Origin of the sequence: Fructilactobacillus cliffordii (assembly GCF_024029355.1) — a bacterium.
GTDB classification, from domain to species: Bacteria; Bacillota; Bacilli; order Lactobacillales; family Lactobacillaceae; genus Fructilactobacillus; species Fructilactobacillus cliffordii.
Genome location: NZ_CP097117.1, coordinates 1322843 through 1339802 on the forward strand (window position 1 = coordinate 1322843; position 16960 = coordinate 1339802).

Annotated in this window: 19 protein-coding genes; 8 read left to right on the top strand and 11 right to left on the bottom strand. The window is 42.8% G+C overall.

Going from position 1 to position 16960, the window contains the following annotated elements; all coding sequences use genetic code 11:
- Positions 1–331: 331 nt before the first annotated feature.
- The 3 genes from M3M38_RS06575 to M3M38_RS06585 all read right to left on the bottom strand — a co-directional run bounded on the left by M3M38_RS06575 (position 332) and on the right by M3M38_RS06585 (position 3466).
- On the bottom strand, positions 332–1333 hold the full coding sequence (locus M3M38_RS06575; RefSeq protein ID WP_252813982.1) for an NAD(P)-dependent oxidoreductase: 1002 nt from the start codon (positions 1331–1333) through the stop codon (positions 332–334).
- Positions 1334–1347: 14 nt separating this feature from the next.
- Positions 1348–2427 (bottom strand): AEC family transporter, encoded by a 1080-nt coding sequence (locus M3M38_RS06580; protein ID WP_252813983.1) that lies wholly within the window; start codon positions 2425–2427, stop codon positions 1348–1350.
- A 178-nt stretch (positions 2428–2605) separates the two neighbouring features.
- Positions 2606–3466, bottom strand: coding sequence for a zinc ribbon domain-containing protein (locus tag M3M38_RS06585; protein WP_252766967.1), 861 nt, complete (start codon positions 3464–3466; stop codon positions 2606–2608).
- Between the two features lie 156 nt (positions 3467–3622).
- Here M3M38_RS06585 and M3M38_RS06590 point away from each other — a divergent pair, with 156 nt between their 5' ends.
- Entirely contained in the window at positions 3623–4978 is a 1356-nt protein-coding gene (locus M3M38_RS06590) for a gluconate:H+ symporter (protein ID WP_274705783.1), read from the top strand.
- Between the two features lie 53 nt (positions 4979–5031).
- Here M3M38_RS06590 and M3M38_RS06595 read toward each other — a convergent pair whose 3' ends face one another.
- The gene (locus M3M38_RS06595; RefSeq protein WP_252813984.1) at positions 5032–5601 is read right to left on the bottom strand and encodes a helix-turn-helix domain-containing protein; all 570 of its coding nucleotides are present in this window, start codon (positions 5599–5601) and stop codon (positions 5032–5034) included.
- Positions 5602–5733: 132 nt separating this feature from the next.
- Between M3M38_RS06595 and M3M38_RS06600 the strand changes: the two genes are divergently transcribed.
- The 3 genes from M3M38_RS06600 (at position 5734) to M3M38_RS06610 (ending at position 7867) form a co-directional block, all read left to right on the top strand.
- The gene (locus tag M3M38_RS06600) at positions 5734–5907 is read left to right on the top strand and encodes a hypothetical protein (protein ID WP_252813985.1); all 174 of its coding nucleotides are present in this window, start codon (positions 5734–5736) and stop codon (positions 5905–5907) included.
- Positions 5908–6171: 264 nt separating this feature from the next.
- Positions 6172–7080 (top strand): metal ABC transporter ATP-binding protein, encoded by a 909-nt coding sequence (locus M3M38_RS06605; RefSeq protein WP_252813986.1) that lies wholly within the window; start codon positions 6172–6174, stop codon positions 7078–7080.
- Positions 7070–7867, top strand: coding sequence for an ABC transporter permease (locus tag M3M38_RS06610; protein ID WP_252813987.1), 798 nt, complete (start codon positions 7070–7072; stop codon positions 7865–7867). Before M3M38_RS06605 ends, M3M38_RS06610 begins: the two co-directional genes overlap by 11 nt.
- A gap of 58 nt (positions 7868–7925) precedes the next feature.
- Here the strand turns inward: M3M38_RS06610 and M3M38_RS06615 are convergent, their stop codons facing one another.
- From M3M38_RS06615 to M3M38_RS06625, 3 genes are all read right to left on the bottom strand, one after another.
- Positions 7926–9125: an arginine deiminase gene (locus tag M3M38_RS06615; protein ID WP_252813988.1), complete on the bottom strand. Its 1200-nt coding sequence runs from the start codon at positions 9123–9125 to the stop codon at positions 7926–7928.
- A gap of 168 nt (positions 9126–9293) precedes the next feature.
- Positions 9294–10043, bottom strand: a complete 750-nt coding sequence (locus M3M38_RS06620) for an SDR family oxidoreductase (protein WP_252813989.1) — start codon at positions 10041–10043, stop codon at positions 9294–9296.
- A gap of 61 nt (positions 10044–10104) precedes the next feature.
- Positions 10105–10707: a TetR/AcrR family transcriptional regulator gene (locus M3M38_RS06625; RefSeq protein ID WP_252766971.1), complete on the bottom strand. Its 603-nt coding sequence runs from the start codon at positions 10705–10707 to the stop codon at positions 10105–10107.
- Positions 10708–10803: 96 nt separating this feature from the next.
- Between M3M38_RS06625 and M3M38_RS06630 the strand changes: the two genes are divergently transcribed.
- Complete coding sequence (locus tag M3M38_RS06630; RefSeq protein WP_252813990.1) at positions 10804–11094, top strand: YciI family protein; 291 nt, start codon at positions 10804–10806, stop codon at positions 11092–11094.
- A gap of 53 nt (positions 11095–11147) precedes the next feature.
- Here M3M38_RS06630 and M3M38_RS06635 read toward each other — a convergent pair whose 3' ends face one another.
- The 3 genes from M3M38_RS06635 to M3M38_RS06645 are packed head-to-tail and all read right to left on the bottom strand — an operon-like array spanning position 11148 to position 13405.
- A complete protein-coding gene (locus tag M3M38_RS06635) occupies positions 11148–11981 on the bottom strand; it encodes an AAC(3) family N-acetyltransferase (protein WP_252813991.1) in 834 nt (277 codons plus the stop codon).
- A 45-nt stretch (positions 11982–12026) separates the two neighbouring features.
- The gene (locus M3M38_RS06640; protein ID WP_252813992.1) at positions 12027–12470 is read right to left on the bottom strand and encodes a GtrA family protein; all 444 of its coding nucleotides are present in this window, start codon (positions 12468–12470) and stop codon (positions 12027–12029) included.
- Positions 12467–13405 carry a glycosyltransferase family 2 protein gene (locus tag M3M38_RS06645; RefSeq protein ID WP_252813993.1) on the bottom strand — a complete coding sequence of 313 codons (939 nt, stop codon included), beginning with the start codon at positions 13403–13405 and terminating at the stop codon, positions 12467–12469. Before M3M38_RS06645 ends, M3M38_RS06640 begins: the two co-directional genes overlap by 4 nt.
- Before the next feature lie 161 nt (positions 13406–13566).
- Between M3M38_RS06645 and M3M38_RS06650 the strand changes: the two genes are divergently transcribed.
- Complete coding sequence (locus tag M3M38_RS06650) at positions 13567–14472, top strand: YihY/virulence factor BrkB family protein (RefSeq protein WP_252766976.1); 906 nt, start codon at positions 13567–13569, stop codon at positions 14470–14472.
- 8 nt (positions 14473–14480) lie between these two features.
- On the opposite strand, the gene M3M38_RS06655 is transcribed toward M3M38_RS06650, so the two are convergent.
- Positions 14481–14936 (bottom strand): flavodoxin, encoded by a 456-nt coding sequence (locus M3M38_RS06655; protein WP_252813994.1) that lies wholly within the window; start codon positions 14934–14936, stop codon positions 14481–14483.
- Positions 14937–15014: 78 nt separating this feature from the next.
- Between M3M38_RS06655 and recX the strand changes: the two genes are divergently transcribed.
- Both recX and M3M38_RS06665 read left to right on the top strand, forming a co-directional pair.
- Positions 15015–15833, top strand: coding sequence for a recombination regulator RecX (recX, locus tag M3M38_RS06660; protein WP_252813995.1), 819 nt, complete (start codon positions 15015–15017; stop codon positions 15831–15833).
- Positions 15830–16945 carry an AI-2E family transporter gene (locus tag M3M38_RS06665; protein ID WP_252813996.1) on the top strand — a complete coding sequence of 372 codons (1116 nt, stop codon included), beginning with the start codon at positions 15830–15832 and terminating at the stop codon, positions 16943–16945. The genes recX and M3M38_RS06665 overlap by 4 nt, the downstream gene beginning before the upstream one ends.
- Positions 16946–16960 lie beyond the last annotated feature (15 nt).

Consider the following 16960-nt stretch of genomic DNA (forward strand, 5'->3'; position numbering starts at 1 on the left):
CCTCTTTTTGTTTATATCTTTGATATAAATTATAATATTTAAAATTTTTAATAAATTAAAAATCATTAATTAACTAATTGTATTGATGAAGCACAGTCATTAGATATTAAAACTGAATATCTTAAAGTAATATCTCATATTGGTTTGTATGGTGTTTTCATTGTAAGCTATTACTTTTTTATTTAACGTTCTAAACAATTATAGAATTTGCTCTTTAATAATTTAATGAATGTATATTAATCTTTTATAGATTATTATTGTATAAAGTTTACTTTATAAAATTAAATTGTATTAATTAAACAATGATTTTATTTGGTTGTCAAATGAAATTTTAAATTACTTCGTTCGGACAAGTTCCGGTGGCGATGGTCGTGGCAAAATTTTGATAACTAATGCTAATCATGTCTTTTAAAGCGGGTTCCGTAAAGGAGCCGACGTGGGGAGTAATGATGGCATTGGGAAAATGCTGGCTTAACTGCAACACCTCCTTGTTCGGAAGTTGATCCCAATTCTCGAATTGTTGACCAAAAATGTGGGCTTCATCAACCACCACATCGGCGCCATACCCACCGATCATTTGATTGGCTAATGCCCAGTTAACAGCTGGTAAATTAACAACCGGGGAACGGGCCGTATTAATTAGGATGGCATCGGGCTTCATAACCTGTAATTCAGCTTGATCAATGAGATTTTCCGTTTTACCCGGAATTAAGGGCACGTGGAGCGAAATAATATCCGCCTTTGCGAGTAATTCGGAAAGCTCAACGAGCGGAATCCCGTTTTTTTGGTGGGGATTAGTTGAATTAGGATCGTAACCAATTACCGTGGCTCCCATCCCAGCATATAATTCGCCTTCCGCGGATCCAATCCGACCACAGCCAATGATTCCTACCGTGGAACTATGAATTTCTTTACTAAAATAGTGATCCAAAACTTTAAAGTTCCCGTTGTGGGTATTAGTAATTTCTGGAGCAACTTTCCGAAATAAAGTCATTCCCAGCGTTAAAGCTAGCTCTGCCACGGCGTAAGGGGAATAGGCTGCGACTCGGGCTACCTTTAAACCCAGTTCTTTGGCGGTAGCCAAATCTAGGTGATCAACTCCGACGGTTCGGGTGAAGACGTATTCAATTCCCCAAGCTTTAAATTTTTCAAGGTTAGTCCGATCGCCTAAACAATTTCCCCGCAGTAAAACACCAGTTGATCCCTGTGCCGCTGTGACGTTTTCGTGGTCTAGTAGTTCTGGAACAAGGTTCAATTCGTAATCATGGGTATTTAGTTCTTTAAAATAGTCAACTTCAATGGGACGAACTCCGTATGTAGTAATTTTTACCATGGTAGTTTTCCTTTCTATTTCAGTAGTCCCGTGCTATTGATTACTTGTAGAAGGGCAATCCAAATCGGCATCATGATTACGGCTAAGACTGTGGAAATCAGAGAGGCATTGGAAGCCAAGACGGCGTTACGATTAAAGCTAATGGCGTACGCAGAGGCAACGGTTGCAGTTGGGGTGGCCATCATAATGACCATCGTAGCAATGGCGACAAAGCTCATGGGCAGGATTCCCAGTGCAGAGAGACCACCGGTTAGAACTAATGTTACTAATGGAACTAGAATTACTTTGTTAAAACCGTAGTACCAAGAAATTTTGCTGCCGGCTGCTTGTTTGAAAGAAAGAGAACCGAGGGTCACCCCAATTGAAAGCCATGCTAATGGTGAAGCTAATTGGGCCAGGTAGTTAAGTGGAGTCCAGAGCCACAGTGCAGTTTGATCGATTCGGAAGAACGCTACCGAATGAGTGCCTGCGCTTTGATCAATAACGCCTTTTACGAAAGTAGGAACCGTTACGTGAGGAACGTAGTCTTGGATTAACCATAAAATTAAACCTAGGAAAGTGGCAATGACAACGGGATTAAGGATCATCTTTTTGACGTTCTTTAGTTCCATTTTGAGACCAGACATTTTGATGTAGGCGTATGAATACAAGAAAACTCGATAGCCGATGTTAAAGATGGAACTATACATAATTCCCTTGGGACCCAGCACTGCGCCCACAATGGGAATTCCAAAGAAGGTCGTGGAACCAAAGGTGGTTAGGATTCCCATTACGTCTCGTTCTGATTTAGGTAACTTAATGTAAAGAAAGGGGGCAACAATGAGGAAAATAATGATGATTAAAAAGCCCCAAATTAAGACACTCATTCCTTCTGATAACGTTTTTCCGTCAATGGGTGCCATGAAGGAATTAAGGGCTAGAGCAGGGATGGCAACGGTAAGGGTTACCTTGGCTAAGGTTTTTCCAAATTGTTCGGAAAAGACGTTCTTTTTTCGTAAAAAGAACCCCAGTAAAATAATAAAAATCGTTGAAGTAATGGCACTAACAATGCTGGGGTTAGTTAGAGTCTTCACGAATGCAGCGGTAATAGTCATACAATCCTCCAGACTAGATTAAAGATATTCTAAGCTTATGCGTTAATATTAAACGATTTTTATTTTAGCATGAAGGCTTAATGTTTGTGAATGTTTTTTCAAGTTTTGTTTTTTTACATTATCTTAATCATTAACTAAAAAACACCTCCAAATCACGGATGGAGGTGTTTTTATCTAATTATTTAGTTCGACTATTTAATGACACGTTTCCCTTATCCACCTGTAAAACTGGTTGACCAGTATCATCACGAACGACCTTGATGTTTGAGTAGTCGTCGTTTCCGGTAGAATGATTGCTAATTTCTTGGGAGATGGTTTGGAGAGCTTTAACCGTAGTATCCCAAACTTGCGGGGACGAAGAGTCAATACTTTTGACGATGGGAGAGGAGGACGGCAAGTTCACGTTGACGGTTTGTGTATTCGGATTCCATTTGACATTCGATCCAGAACTATCAGGAATCTTATCGACGACTTTTTGCACATCCTGCGCCGCATCTTGACCTGACTCGTATTTGTTATTTTGGGTAAAGGATTTCACGATTTCAATAATGTTGTTTTGCGGTTTACTTTGGTTGGCTTGATCTTTATTGTTATCCGCTTTACCAGTTTGAGCCTGACTGGTCTGATTTTGATTAGATTGCATTTGACTGTTGTGGTAGTTTTGATAGGTAAAGAAGGCAATCACTGCTAATAAAATTACCACCAGTAACACAATTACGTTGCGCCAGAAATGAGATTTACGGCGCCGAGGCTTGTTATTTTGCTTGGTTGAAGGTTGCACTTTAGCTGGTTGACTAGTTTGTTGCTGACTAGCATTATTTTGGCTTCTCGTTTGCGGTTCATCACAGTAAGGACAGTATGCGGCTCCATCAGGAATCAGATTTTTACATCGGGGACATTGATGGGTCTTAACATCACTTCGATTTAAATAAGTGGATTCTAAGCTGGGTTGCTTGGTATTGCAGTATGGGCAGTATAGCGCGGTTGGCGGGATTTCTTTTCCACAGTTAATACAGAATTTCTTGTTTTCTGAGTTCATTGGATTCTCCTTAAAATATTTTATTTTTATTCTATCATATTAATAACATTCACAAAATTAACAATAAAAAGCTTGAAATATGTAATGAAAACGCATACAATATATTTTGTGCTAAAAATGGTACCGATTAAAAAGAAAGAGAAGAGGAACTAAGATATGATGCCGTTTGTAGTTTTAATTTTAGGAATCATGTTATTGCTATTTTTGATTATCAAACTCAAACTGAATACGTTTGTATCCTTAATCGTGGTAGCAATTTTGGTAGCATTGGGACTCGGAATGAATCCGGCTTCCATTGCTAGTACAATTAAGTTAGGGATTGGAAACACGTTGGGAGAACTAGCGGTCGTCTTCGGGTTTGGAGCCATGATTGGACGATTGGTTTCTGATTCAGGTGGTTCATACCGGATTGCGCAAACTTTAATTCAAAAGTTTGGAAAGAAACGGTTACAACTCGCCATCGTGGTGGCTTCCTTCATTATTGGGATGTCATTATTCTTTGAAGTGGGACTGGTATTGTTAACTCCAATCGTGTTCGCAGTTGCTTTGGAAGCTGACGTTCCATTCCTATACCTGGGAATCCCAATGGCCGCTGCTTTATCAGCAACCCAGGGATTCTTACCACCACAACCAGCTCCAACGGCGGTTGCTAGTGCGTTAGGCGCTAACATCGGTCAAGTGTTGTTATTTGGGATTATCGTAGCAATTCCTTGTGTGATTGTTGCGGGTCCATTGTGGACGAAAGTAGTGCGGAAATTCTTCCCGAAGGCATTCGTAGTTAAGAAGAGTTTACCGGCTTTTGGTGAAGTGAAGGAATACGATTTAAAGGATACTCCGAGTTTTTGGTTATCTGCTTTAACTTCCTTACTACCAGCCATTTTCATGGCAATTAACACTGTTTACCAGTTAGCGGTTCACGGTGGAAAAGAAGTTAAGAATCCACACGGTTTTGATGCTGTAATCTCGATGTTAGGGAACCCAATGATTGCCATGGTAATCGCGTTGCTCTTTGCCATTTGGTCGATGGGCTTCCACCGTGGTCGGGATATGAAACAAATTTCTTCTAGTATTGTTGATGCCGTTAAATCAATTGCCATGTTACTGTTGGTGATTGGTGGTGGTGGTGCCTTCAAACAAGTCTTAATTGACGGTGGAGTTGGAGATGCCGTTAAAGGCTTAATGATGCACTCCAGTCTTTCCCCAATCCTCTTGGGTTGGTTAGTTGCTGTGATTCTCCGGGTTTCTCTGGGATCAGCAACGGTGGCCGGAATGACGGCTGCTGGACTGGTAACTCCATTGATGGCTTCCTTGAATGTGAACCCAGTGATGATGGCCTTGGCAATCGGAGCCGGTTCATTAGCTGCATCGCACGTGAACGATGCCGGTTTCTGGATGTTCAAAGAATACTTTGACTTAGACATCAAACAAACGTTAGGAATTTGGACAACGTTGGAAACCGTGATTTCCGTAACGGGACTAATTATGGTGCTCCTGCTGAATATGATTGTTTAAACTGAATTATAAATAAAAGGGTAATCCGAAAGCGGATTACCCTTTTTGCTTGGTTAAAAAACGGAGTAGAGGAGGTAGCTAAGTCCGACAGCTACTACGATGCTAAGGCTAAGCTTCCCGGCAATTATGCCAAGTTGATAGGCGGAAGAAAAATGAATCATTTGGGACCAGTTAATGGTTTTGCCAATGGCCAGTAGGTTAATTAGAAAGAAAAAGCCACTGGAATAAGCGAGAATTTGGTTGTCTACTCCTTGGAACATGGATTCGTTATGGTAGCGTAACCAGATTAAAGTGGAGAGGAACAGCAGCGTGATTCCAGGCAGGTGATAGATGCTAAGCAGGTTAAGATAACAAGCTAATAGCAGACTAACCGCAAGCAAGCCAATCCAGCTCCAGGATTGAGTTGGATTCGGTTGGGGTGATTGATTGGGTTGCCGCAGTAATTGATCGGTGGAAACGTTTAACCGTGCACTAAGCTGGGTTAGCATTTCTAAATTCGGAAAACTCCGCTGATTTTCCCAGTTAGAGATGGTTTTACGGGAAACGTGGAGTTGATTAGCAAGTTCTGCCTGGGTCAATCCGGCTTGTGTCCGGTAGTGTTTCAGCTGGCGATAGAAAAGCACAATTGTTCTCCTTTAGAATGAATTTAAAGTTATGATAACACGAAATCCCCGTGGTGAGGGCGTGTCTCAGATGATGAGCTTGTGTAAATTAACTGAGATTCACTAAGCTAACCTTAGAGAGGAGGGGAAACGATGAAACGACGAAAAATTAGCGCTTGGTTGTTTTTATTAGTCATGCTATTGTTAGCGGTTCCGGCTTATCAGTTCCACCAAACGTGGATCAGTATCCTTTATGTAATTGTGTGGTTGCTGATTTTAGGTTATGCAATTAAATCCATTTGGCACGATTATCACAACCGCCACTAATGAATTCAGGAAAAAGCTATCTTTTTGGTCAGATTTTTGGTATGATTTGGTTTAATTCAGAACTAAATCTCTTAGCTGGGAATGATATTTCTGTAAGAACCGAATTTTAACTTAAAGGAGTCTAGATTGATGGTGAAAAAAAGATCCCAAGCATAATGGGACTAATTAAAACTAAACATCGCTGATTACGCAATCAGCAAAATCAGTCCCATTTTAAATCAAACTAATGAAAATGATTGATTTAATTGAGAAAGGGACTTTTTGATGCCAAAAATTGAATTACACACACCACGTCTGGGTTATTCTGCCACCCAGGTAGTGTTACGCGACGTGGATTTAACGTTAACCGGTGGAAATGTATACGCTCTTGTCGGTTCTAATGGGGCCGGGAAATCAACCCTTCTGAAGACAATGGTGGGAGTGCTAAAACCGCACTCGGGTAGAGTCCGAGTGACAGTTACAGATGCCAAGCAACCAGCCTTTGGACAAATTGGCTTTTGCCCACAGTTTCCGTTGGTCGATTGGTATACCAGCGTTCGCGATAACGTGCGCCTTGGACCACTTTTAGCAGGCCAATCCTGGACGACTAGTTGGAAGAACGTTCAGGCTAGTTTGCGACTACTAGGAATTGAACGGTTGCAAAAGACGGCCATGGATCACATTTCGGGTGGTCAGCAGCAACGGGTTCAGTTAGCTCGCGAATTGGCCAAGCAACCAACCATTTATTTGCTGGACGAACCGACCACGGGGCTGGACGTAGAAACGATTGAAAAGTTATTTACCTACTTGCGTGCTCGTGCTGAAGCCGGTGCATTGGTGTTAATTGCTAGTCACGATTTAACCAGTTTGGAAGCATACGCTAATCAACTGATTTTGCTGGATCAAGGACGAGTTCAATACCAAGGTTCGTTGGCCACGTTCATCAGTAACGGTCAGACTGAGTCTACCGTGCAGGTCACGGTAGCAAATGAAAGTGCTTCGCGGTTACTACCCCAAAGGGGATATCAGGTTACTTCGGATGGCACGATTACGGTACCGCAAGGTGAGTTACTGGAGCTGTTACAATTTCTAACGGACCGCCAGTTAACAGTCGACAAAATCGAAACCATTCAACCAAATCTGCGCACTCGGTATCTCCAGTTCAAACGGGAGGAGGCTGCCGATGAATCCTAGTCAATTTCGGCGCCAATCGTTGGGACTACGGGGATTACTAGTGGTGGTCATCAATGAGATTCAAGCCTTTTGGAGCAACTTAGGCCTGTTGGTGTCCATGACGATGCAACCCATTCTGTATTTTGCCTTTTTGGTGATGGGAATTTCGGCAACTACTGGTTCGTTTTCGTATGTCGGGCACCGAATTTCGTACGCAATGTATGCCGTGATGGGAGTCATTGGGTTAATCATGATGACACAGATGTCACAGGCGATTTACCGAAGCACCGTGGACAAGCAATTCGGCTTGCTGGCTGTTAAGTTTATGAGTGGAGTCTGTCCCGGTTATTACATTATGGGGATGAGCATTTTTCCCATCCTAGGCTACTTTTACCAGTGCGCTATCTTAACGTTATTAGCCCTTGCCACTGGAATTGGGATTAAACTCGTGGACTTGGGTCTGGCAATCCTCGTCGGAGCCTTCTTTTTGTTGTTTTGGAGTTCGTTAGGAATTATTTGCAGTGCGTGGTTTAAAAACTATCAACAGCGGGACGTGGTGATGCAACTGATATTTTCTCCGATTGCCTTTACAGCGCCGTCGTTTTACGTGGATGGACATGGACCTGCGTATCTACGGCTATTAGCTAATCTTAATCCATTAACGTATCAGCTCCGGGCGTTACGCTCGGTGGCGTACGGTAATTTTGATTTAGCGGTGTTATTAGTGGGATTACTGCCCACCGTTTTGATGCTGATACTGGCGACGGTGATTTTAAGCCATCTACCGTTAACTTTACAGGAACACTAACCAAAACAACCACTCGCATTTTCGGGTGGTTGTTTTAATTTGCTTCAAATTTTGATAACTAAAGTTCATCCCGCCACAACGGCTGTGACATACAGCGAGCACCACCGCGACCACGTGCTAGTTCCGAAGAGGGGATTTCGTGGACGGTTAGCCCGTGCGACCGCATCAATTGAATGGAGCGATAGTTCCGGTCATAGGTGATGACTTCGCCGGGAGCAATTGCTAGGTTATTTGACCCGTCGTTCCACTGTTCACGTGGTGCAATGATGGCATCACCACCGCCAGTTTCAATCAGGTCGATTTCACTGAGCCCGAGGGCTTCTTTTAGTACGGGTTGTAAATGATGCGCCTGTTTAATTTTCACGCCACCCTTACCGTTGGGACGTAAGATTTCAATGTTTAGCTGGTAATCTTGGTCCATAATGCCAGGGAAAATGGTAAATTGATCGCGATTAACCATCGTAAACACGGTATCCAGATGCATCATCGCATGATTGTGAGGGATGTGAATGGCAATGATTGTTTCAAATGTTGATGCCGGATTGTTGAAGAGATGCTCCGCCAGAGTAAGAGCCGCTGCGTGAGTGGTTCGTTCTGAAATCCCAAGTGCTAGGGTGTTCTGGTTGAGTATTAGTTCGTCACCACCTTCTAAGTGGGTCGGAAGGGTGGGTTGTAACCAAGTGGGAGTATTGCGAAAGCGCGGATGATGGTCCACAATCCAGGAAAAGATGAAGGATTCCGGTTTTCGGGCGGCAAAGGTCATCGGATTAATCGTAACTCCGTTGCCGATGGTGGCCTGCGGGTCCCGGGTGAAATAAGCATTTGGTAGCGGCGGTAAGACAAACGGTTGGTGGTAATCTTCTGGCAATTCGACCGTTTCACTCCGTAAGCCTGCGTAGACGGTCGTGGCTAAGTCCGCAGCCGGTAATGTTTGTAGATAAGCTGCAGTTGTTTGAATTTGAACTGGATCGAGAGCAAATTGAGCCAGATAATCTTGGATAAAGCCGGTTTTTACGTCCTCATTGCAAAGGATTTCCTTTAGTAAGCGTTCAATGTAGACGGGTTTAACGTGATGTTGTTTTAATAGAGCGGTGAACTGATCGTGTTCCTGTTGCGCAATTTTTAAAAAGGGCACGTCGTCGAAAAGTAAGTCTTTCATGGTATCCGGTGTAATGTTTTCTAACTCCGGTCCAGGACGATGAACCAGAACCTCGCGTAGAGTGCCAATTTCTGAGTTAACCTGTAAATGGTTGGGCATGGTAATCCTCCTGTTAATTGTTCACACAAATCATGCTTAGCATAACGCGGTTAACCATGAGAATCTAGATTTAATGTTAGATTAAGTCACATTAAAAAAGTGTCCTTTGATTTTAGTCACTGACTAAAATTGAAAGACACTTTGATTATTAATTAATAAATGAAACCGTTAGAAATCTTGCCCGGTAGGACGAACAATAATTTCATTAATATCGACATTTTCTGGTTGGCTCATCATAAAGACCGTAAGTTCAGCAATGTTTTCGGGACTTAACCAACCATTCTTGGTGGAATTGTTGGCTTCCATAATTTGGGCTTGGGCTTCTTTGTCATTGAGGGTGTTCATTAAGTTGGTATTAACAAATCCAGGAGAAACAATCCCAGTTTGAATCCCGTTGGCGTGTTCTTCTTGACGGAGCCCTTCCATAATTCCTTTCACAGCGAATTTGGTTCCCCCATAAACACCGAAGCCGGGCGCAATTTTGTGTCCAGCAACCGAATCAGTTGCCATAACTAAACCATGTCCTTGGTTACGCATTGTCGGCACAGCCGCCGCAATTCCATTTAAAACTCCCATCACGTTAGTTTCAAGAAGTCCTTGCCAAACGTCCAATTTTTCGGGATCCGCAATGTCAGCTTTAGGCATAATCCCAGCATTATTGTACATTACATCTAGTTTCCCAAATTGATCTAATGCTAATTGAACCAGCGCCTGAACGTCAGCAAATTTAGTAACATCGGTTAGCAGGGTGGCAAAATTTTCTGGATGTGTAACTGATTGTTGGACAGCATCCAATTTAGCCTGATTTCTTGAACCGATTACAACTTTAGCACCACGTTCATTGGCAAGTTTAGCGGTGGCGGCTCCCATCCCAGATGAACCACCTGTGATTACAATTACTTTATCTTTAATACTCATGATTGTCACTCCTATCTTTAGGTTGAGTACATTCTACAATACGACCTGGACCTCAAAGCAATTAATTAGCTTGATTATTAGTAAAAAAATCATTGATTAGCTGAGTACCAGTAGCCTGGATATCAAACCTTCCATTAGCAAAACACCAACTTAACATCATTCCACGCACCATCGTTTCTATCTCTAGAAAAAGGCGATCTTCGTCAGACGCGCTAATTTCCTTTGCCAAGATTGCTTCGTGTAATTCAGTTCGTAGTCCGTCCGTAAACGTTCGTTGCTTAAAATGATTACCGGGAGATTGTAAGTTGGCATCTAAGTTGGCGATAAAGGCCCGAGTCGTAATTTCAACCCCCATATTAGCAGCAAATTTGAACTCTGCATTTAGTAATTGGTTTAAATTATGCAGAGGATGACTTCCGGGCCGAGTTTTGAGTTCAGCCAATAACGCTTGCATCGTTTGATTCAAATTTTCGTAATAAATTTGGGAAATAATGTCTTGTTTAGATTTGAAGTATAAGTAGAAGGTTCCCGTGGAAACATGGGCGGTGGAAACAATTTGTTTGATGGAAATTTGGTTAAAACCATGTTCCTTAGTTAGTTGAACGGCTGCCGCAAATATTTTTTGTTTGGTGGCTTTCTTTTGAAGAGTACGTTTGTTGGGCATTGCTTTTTCCTTTCTTTGAAGTTACAATGAACATGTTCAGTGAACATATTCATCTAATTATTGGCCATATTTAAGTAGTAAGTAGGAGGAAGTAAAATGTTTTTAATTGAATTAAATTACCAAAAACCATTAGAAGAGGTAAATCGGTATTTACCAGTACATAATGACTATTTGGAACATAATTATAGCGCGGGTAATTTTTTAATGTCAGGAAGAAAAGAGCCTCGCAATGGGGGAGTGATTATTGCGAACGTTGCTTCTCAACTCGAACTAGAAGCAATTTACCATCAGGATCCATTTTATCAACAGCAAATTGCAAATTATCGGATCATCCAATTTTATCCCACGAAAGCTCAACCAGAGTTACAAAAGTGGTTGGAAAATTAGGTAAATCACTTGGGATTGAACTAGTTGGCTGTGCTTAAAAAATCTCGAAGAAATTAATTTCTTCGAGATTTTTTTGGTTCCTTTGTTTGAAAATGTTGATAAGCTGTTTCTACGACGTTCCGGAAATCGTAAACCGCTGCGTTTCTCTGGTAGATTGGCTCGGATTGGTAGGGAAATTGAGCTTGATATTCGGTTTGAATTTCTAAAAAGTCATCGTAGAGATCCATATCAATATCTTTATATTGTTTGGTAACCTTGTGACCGTCTTCTAAGACATTAACTAGCTGAGTCACGGTTGGACGGTGTAACCAATATTCAGCCAAATGAATGGAGGTATTGGTTTCAAAGTCTGTCCCAATCATGAGAATTTTGGCAGGCACCTGATTGGAAAAGAGGGTTCCTAGTGGAGAATCTGGACCTAAGCCATAGTCAAAACCGTGGTGAGACAACTCTGCCTGCCGGGCACCGTAAATGGCGAACGAATACAGCGGGTGACTAGTACGCACCACCCCCGGATACTTGCGAAAGGTTTCGGGAATAATGCCGAGTCCCTTGGACACTGGAGTCGTGAGGGGATCGTAAGGAATCTGATTGTCCCGGATAAACTGCCAGTCGGCTGGATTCGCTGGAGGATATTCCCAGGTCGCTGGATCGCTAAGTTCTACGGATTGGGTCGGCAGTATTATCGTGCCCGTTGAATCCACAGTCTCCATCAACGATTGAATGACCGCTTCCGGACCTCCAATTACAAAGCCCAGTGACTTGAGTGAGGAATGGACGATGACCGTGTCTCCCGTTTGGATGCCTAAGCGTTGCCATAGTTGAACGAGCGATGACTTGGTGACAATCGGGCGACCGTTGATTTCGGATTTAATTGTCTCTGGCATGTTAGCTCCCATCTGCTGTAATGGTTAAGCAACGGTAATTTTACTCTAGTGGGACTGTTCTTCTTTCTTGCGAAAGGACACCAAAGTGGCCCAGAAGTAATTGAGAATAATCACCACGATGTTTTGGACCACGTTGACCAGGTTTTTTCCCAGGCTGGAATCGAACTTTAGGATACTAACTCCAAACATTAAAATTCCTGCTCCGATGATGAAGGTTAAAAAACGGCCGGCAAAAAAGGTTGCCATTTGGTACCAAAATTCCTTGGTGGAATGATGTTGGTTGTAAAAAACAAAGTATTTATTGGTATAAAACGCAAATAACACGGTAATCACCCATGCCACGGAGTAGTTAATGACGTAATTTAAACTAGTGTATTTATCTAAAAGATAAAAACTCACCAGGTTTACGATCGTGGCTGCCACCCCCCAGAACAAGTAGGGGATGACATCCTTGTGGTTCCGGTAAAGCTGTATTACTTTTTCAATCATTCTTGCTCCTCGATGATGTATTGCGGCCGGTGTTTAGCTTCTAAGTAGATTTTGCCGATGTATTTGCCGACGATTCCTAAACAAAAGAGTTGAATTCCACCCATTAACAGAATGATGGAAACGAGAGACGGCCAGCCGGCAACGGCATCTCCAAAGAAGAGGGCTCGCACGACGACAATTAGGATGCCAATCATGGCTAAGAAGCAGGAAAAGCCACCGACGAAGGTCGCAATCCGTAACGGGGCATCTGAAAAGTCCACGATACCTTCAATGGAGTATTCGAATAGTTGGAACATGGACCAGTGTGTTTCACCAGCTGCCCGCTCCCGACCTTGGTACTTAATGTACTTGGTCTGAAACCCGACCCAACTAAAGATACCCTTCGAAAATCGGTTGTATTCAGTCAGTTCATTCACGGCTTGAACGTAGCGCCGAGTCATTAAACGGTAGTCACGGACGTTAGGTTTGATTTTGACATCGGACAGACTGTCGATGACTTTGTAAAAACTAGCAGATAAAAAGGCCCGAATGGGATTTTGTTTTCGACTGGTTTGGATACATCCCACACAGTCGTACGGCTCGGTGTTAATGATGTGGAGCATTTCTGGTAACAACTCCGGTGGATCTTGTAAGTCAACGTCCATTAGGGCGACGTAATCACCCTTAGCGTTTCGTAAACCAGCCGCCATTGCTGCTTCCTTTCCAAAGTTACGGGAAAAGGAGATGAAGTGGACGGTGTCAGGATGGGCTTTGTGCAGTTCGCGGATGATTTTGATGGTATCATCACTTGATCCGTCGTTAATAAAGAGATAGTCCGGTTGATACTGCTTGGTTTCGGCATTCATTTGGTGAAAAACTTTTTCCACCGTTTCAAAAAATAATTGAATGGATTCTTGTTCGTTATAACAAGGGACAATCAAACTGATTGTTTCCAAATTAGTTCCTCCTTGATGCTTTTCAAACGATGATTGAAAAGGATAAAATACTTATTTTATTCTAGCATTAATTAAGTTAATGCGGAATGTGAATTTCTGCTACAATGGTACTTAATTGCTTAATTAATTTTTAACTAATTCACAATAAGGGAGGAGCAACCATGCCAACCCGGAAACAACGTGTAATCCAATTTTTAAAGATCCTTTTGAAACGCTATACGTTAGGAAACGTGTCCGATTCGGCCGTTGTCTTTGCTTACTACGTTTTGTTCTCACTGTTTCCGATTTTAATCATTGTTGGTGGGATCATTCGACTGACGAACTCAAACGTCAATCACGTCCTAGCGTTGCTTCATTCGGCAGTCCCAGACTCGATTTACCAAGGAATTGCGCCAATTGCGAAATCAATTTTTACCGGTGACGGGGGCAGTATCTTATCCATTGGGATTATCATCGTGATCTGGTCAGCTAGTAGCTCAATGGCGGCCTTTCAACGGACCATTAACCGGATTTACGGTGTCACCGAACAGAGTACGTTGATGAACCGACTGACGTCCTTTATTTGGATGCTGTTATTGGTAGTCTTACTCTTCGTTTTAATTGTGTTAATGGGATTCGGGCGCTTGCTTTTAAACTTTGCCCATCACGATTTACACGTTCCGATTAGTATCATCAATTTGCTGAACGATGCGCGCCTTCCAGTAACTTTGGGGATTTCAATCGTCATTTTAACCTTGCTGTACTACTTCGTTCCTAGTGTAGAAACGAAGCTCAAATACACGGTATGGGGTGCTATTGTGGCCTTAATCGGGTTGTTGGCTCTGACCCAAGTCTTTTCGTTAATCATTAGTGCCTTTTTCCACAACATTTCTGCCTACAAGACCTTAGGAACTGTGATGGTTTTGATGCTATGGCTTAACTTTACCGGAACCATTCTCCTGTTTGGCGCAGTGGTCAATGCGAGTCTGCAGGAATACTTTGGGGGGTCGTTGCCAGAATCGGTGGCCCAGACGTCCCTGAAAGCTCTCTATGAAAAAAGCCCACACCGAAGCCGGCGGGGCAAATGAGTTAGCAATTAATTCTGTTGCTGAGCACTATCAACTAACGTTTGCGAAAACTGGTCTAACGTTTCGATGTCTGCTTCGTCAGGATCAAGGTTGATCTTGACGTTCGGAGCGCCTTGCTTCGCGCCTGTGTTTTTGAGGGCATCCGCAAACTTATCGACGGCCACGTTGTAGAATTCCTGGTAAAAAACATCCCCAGAACCAGCGACACCAAACGTCTTGCCACTAAGATCGAGGTCGGCCAGGTCATCAAAGAAATCCAACCCTTCTTCCGGGAGATTTCCTTCATCATAGGTGTAGGGACAGATGACTACGATATCTGCATCTTGCAGTTCTGCAGCATCCGTTTGTGAAATTTCGGTTTCTTGTACCGTGATGCCCAGGTCTTCTAACCCTTCGGTCACAATGTCTGCGATGTCTTCGTTGTTCCCGGTAATGGTGGCAAAAACCACGTGTGCTTGAGTCATTGCAACACTTCCTTCGATTTTTCTTTTTAGTATAGCAGAACCGTTCGTGATTGTGAATTTTAGAAAGGATGCGATGAGATGGGCCAACAGAGCCAGCTACACAAAGTGACCAAGGTGGAAGCTCAAAAACGTCCAGGTCGCTACAATATTTACCTCGACGATGAGTATGCCTTCCCTGTCAGTGAAGAAGTCTTAATCCAATACCATCTGTTTAAGGGGAAAACTTTAACTAATTCCCTGATTCAAACGATTCAGGCAGCGGATCAACAGTCCAAACTGTTTGCGCAGATTGTGGATTTTATCTCGTATCAAAGTCGCACGACTGCAGAGGTACGGACTAAATTACAAGGGCTGACTGAAGATACAGATCAAATTGAGGCCATTTTAACCCACTTAGAGCAACTGGCTCTCATTAATGATCAGCAATACGCCCAGCGCTACGTGCAACAAGTAGCTTTAGCAGGTAAAAAGGGACCGACCGCAGCCGTACGTTATCTGGGGCAAAAAGGAATCAGTGAGAACTTAGCTCAGTCAATGGTCGCGCAGTTCTATCCAGATGACCAAGCAACGGCAAACGCGCGACCATTGGCGCAAAAGGCGTTTGACCAGTATGCGCGTTACCCATATAATAAAAGAATCGAAAAGACCAAGTTGAGTCTAGTTCGAAAGGGATTTACCTTTGCAACGATTGATGAAGCCCTTGCTGAACTTGACGATACGGTAGATGAAACTGAACAAGCTGCGTTACTGGAAAAAGCGGGACAGAAAGCCTGGCATCGTTATCGCGGGGTGGATCGGTTTCAACGAGTGCAAAAGGTCAAGCAAGCACTCATGCGGCAGGGCTTTTCTTTTGCTGACATTGACCAATTTTTAGATAACATAGAGGAGCAACAATGAAAAACGTGAAGGGCAATCGACTACTATTTTGGACAATCGAAGTCCTGTTAGTGGTCGCCATTATCTACGGTTGTACCAAAATTGACTTTATTTTTCGTCCCATCGGGATTTTTATTTCAACCATCTTCGCCCCGTTGTTAATCGCGGGTTTTTTGTACTACATGTTAAACCCGATTTTGGAACTCTTGATGAAGGTCCCGATTACTAAAACAAAGCGGATTAGTCGTTCCGGGGGAACCGCCATTATTTTTGTGGTCTTGTTGGGACTAATCGTCTTCTTACTGGTTTCCTTTATTCCCCGGTTAGTGGCGCAAATTGCAAACATGGCTAGCAACATGCCCCAGTTTGCCGCGCACCAAGAGGCGTCTTTAACGAAATTGACGAAGCATGGCTTTTTAAAGAACATTAACTGGGATCCGATTATTGCTAAGGTTCAGAGTGAGTACTCCGCTTACCTCAAAACGTTATTATCCCATTTGTCTTCTAGTGCCGGGAATATTATTTCAATGGCCGCCAGCGTGGTCGTAACCATCATTACGGCTCCAATTATTTTATTCTATATGCTTAAGGATGGGGATAAATTAGTGCCCAGCCTTGAAAAGATGTTACCGGGTCTGTCCGACAGGCACCGGAAACAAACTCGGATTTTGTTAAGAAAAATGAACCAGACTCTTTCTCATTATATTGGTGGCCAAGTGATTGAATGTTTGTTCGTAGGGACGTTTACTTCGATTGGTTACTTTTTAATCGGGCAAAAATATGCCCTACTTCTTGGAGTCTTTGCTGGATTCTGTAACCTGATTCCGTATGTGGGGCCATACATCGGGATTTTACCAGCGCTTTTGGTGGCCATTACGGTGAGTCCGGTGCAAGCAATCTGGACGATTGTGGTGGTGATCATTGTTCAACAAGTCGATGGAAACTTCGTATACCCAAATGTGATTGGGAAGACTTTGAACATCCACCCATTAACCATCATTATTATCCTGTTAGCAGCTGGAAACATTGCTGGATTGTTAGGAATGATTTTGGCAATTCCAATTTATGCAATCGTCAAAGTCGTGATTGGATTCTTTTACCACATTTGGCAATTACAACATGATGAACGTTAACCCCCAAAATCCGGA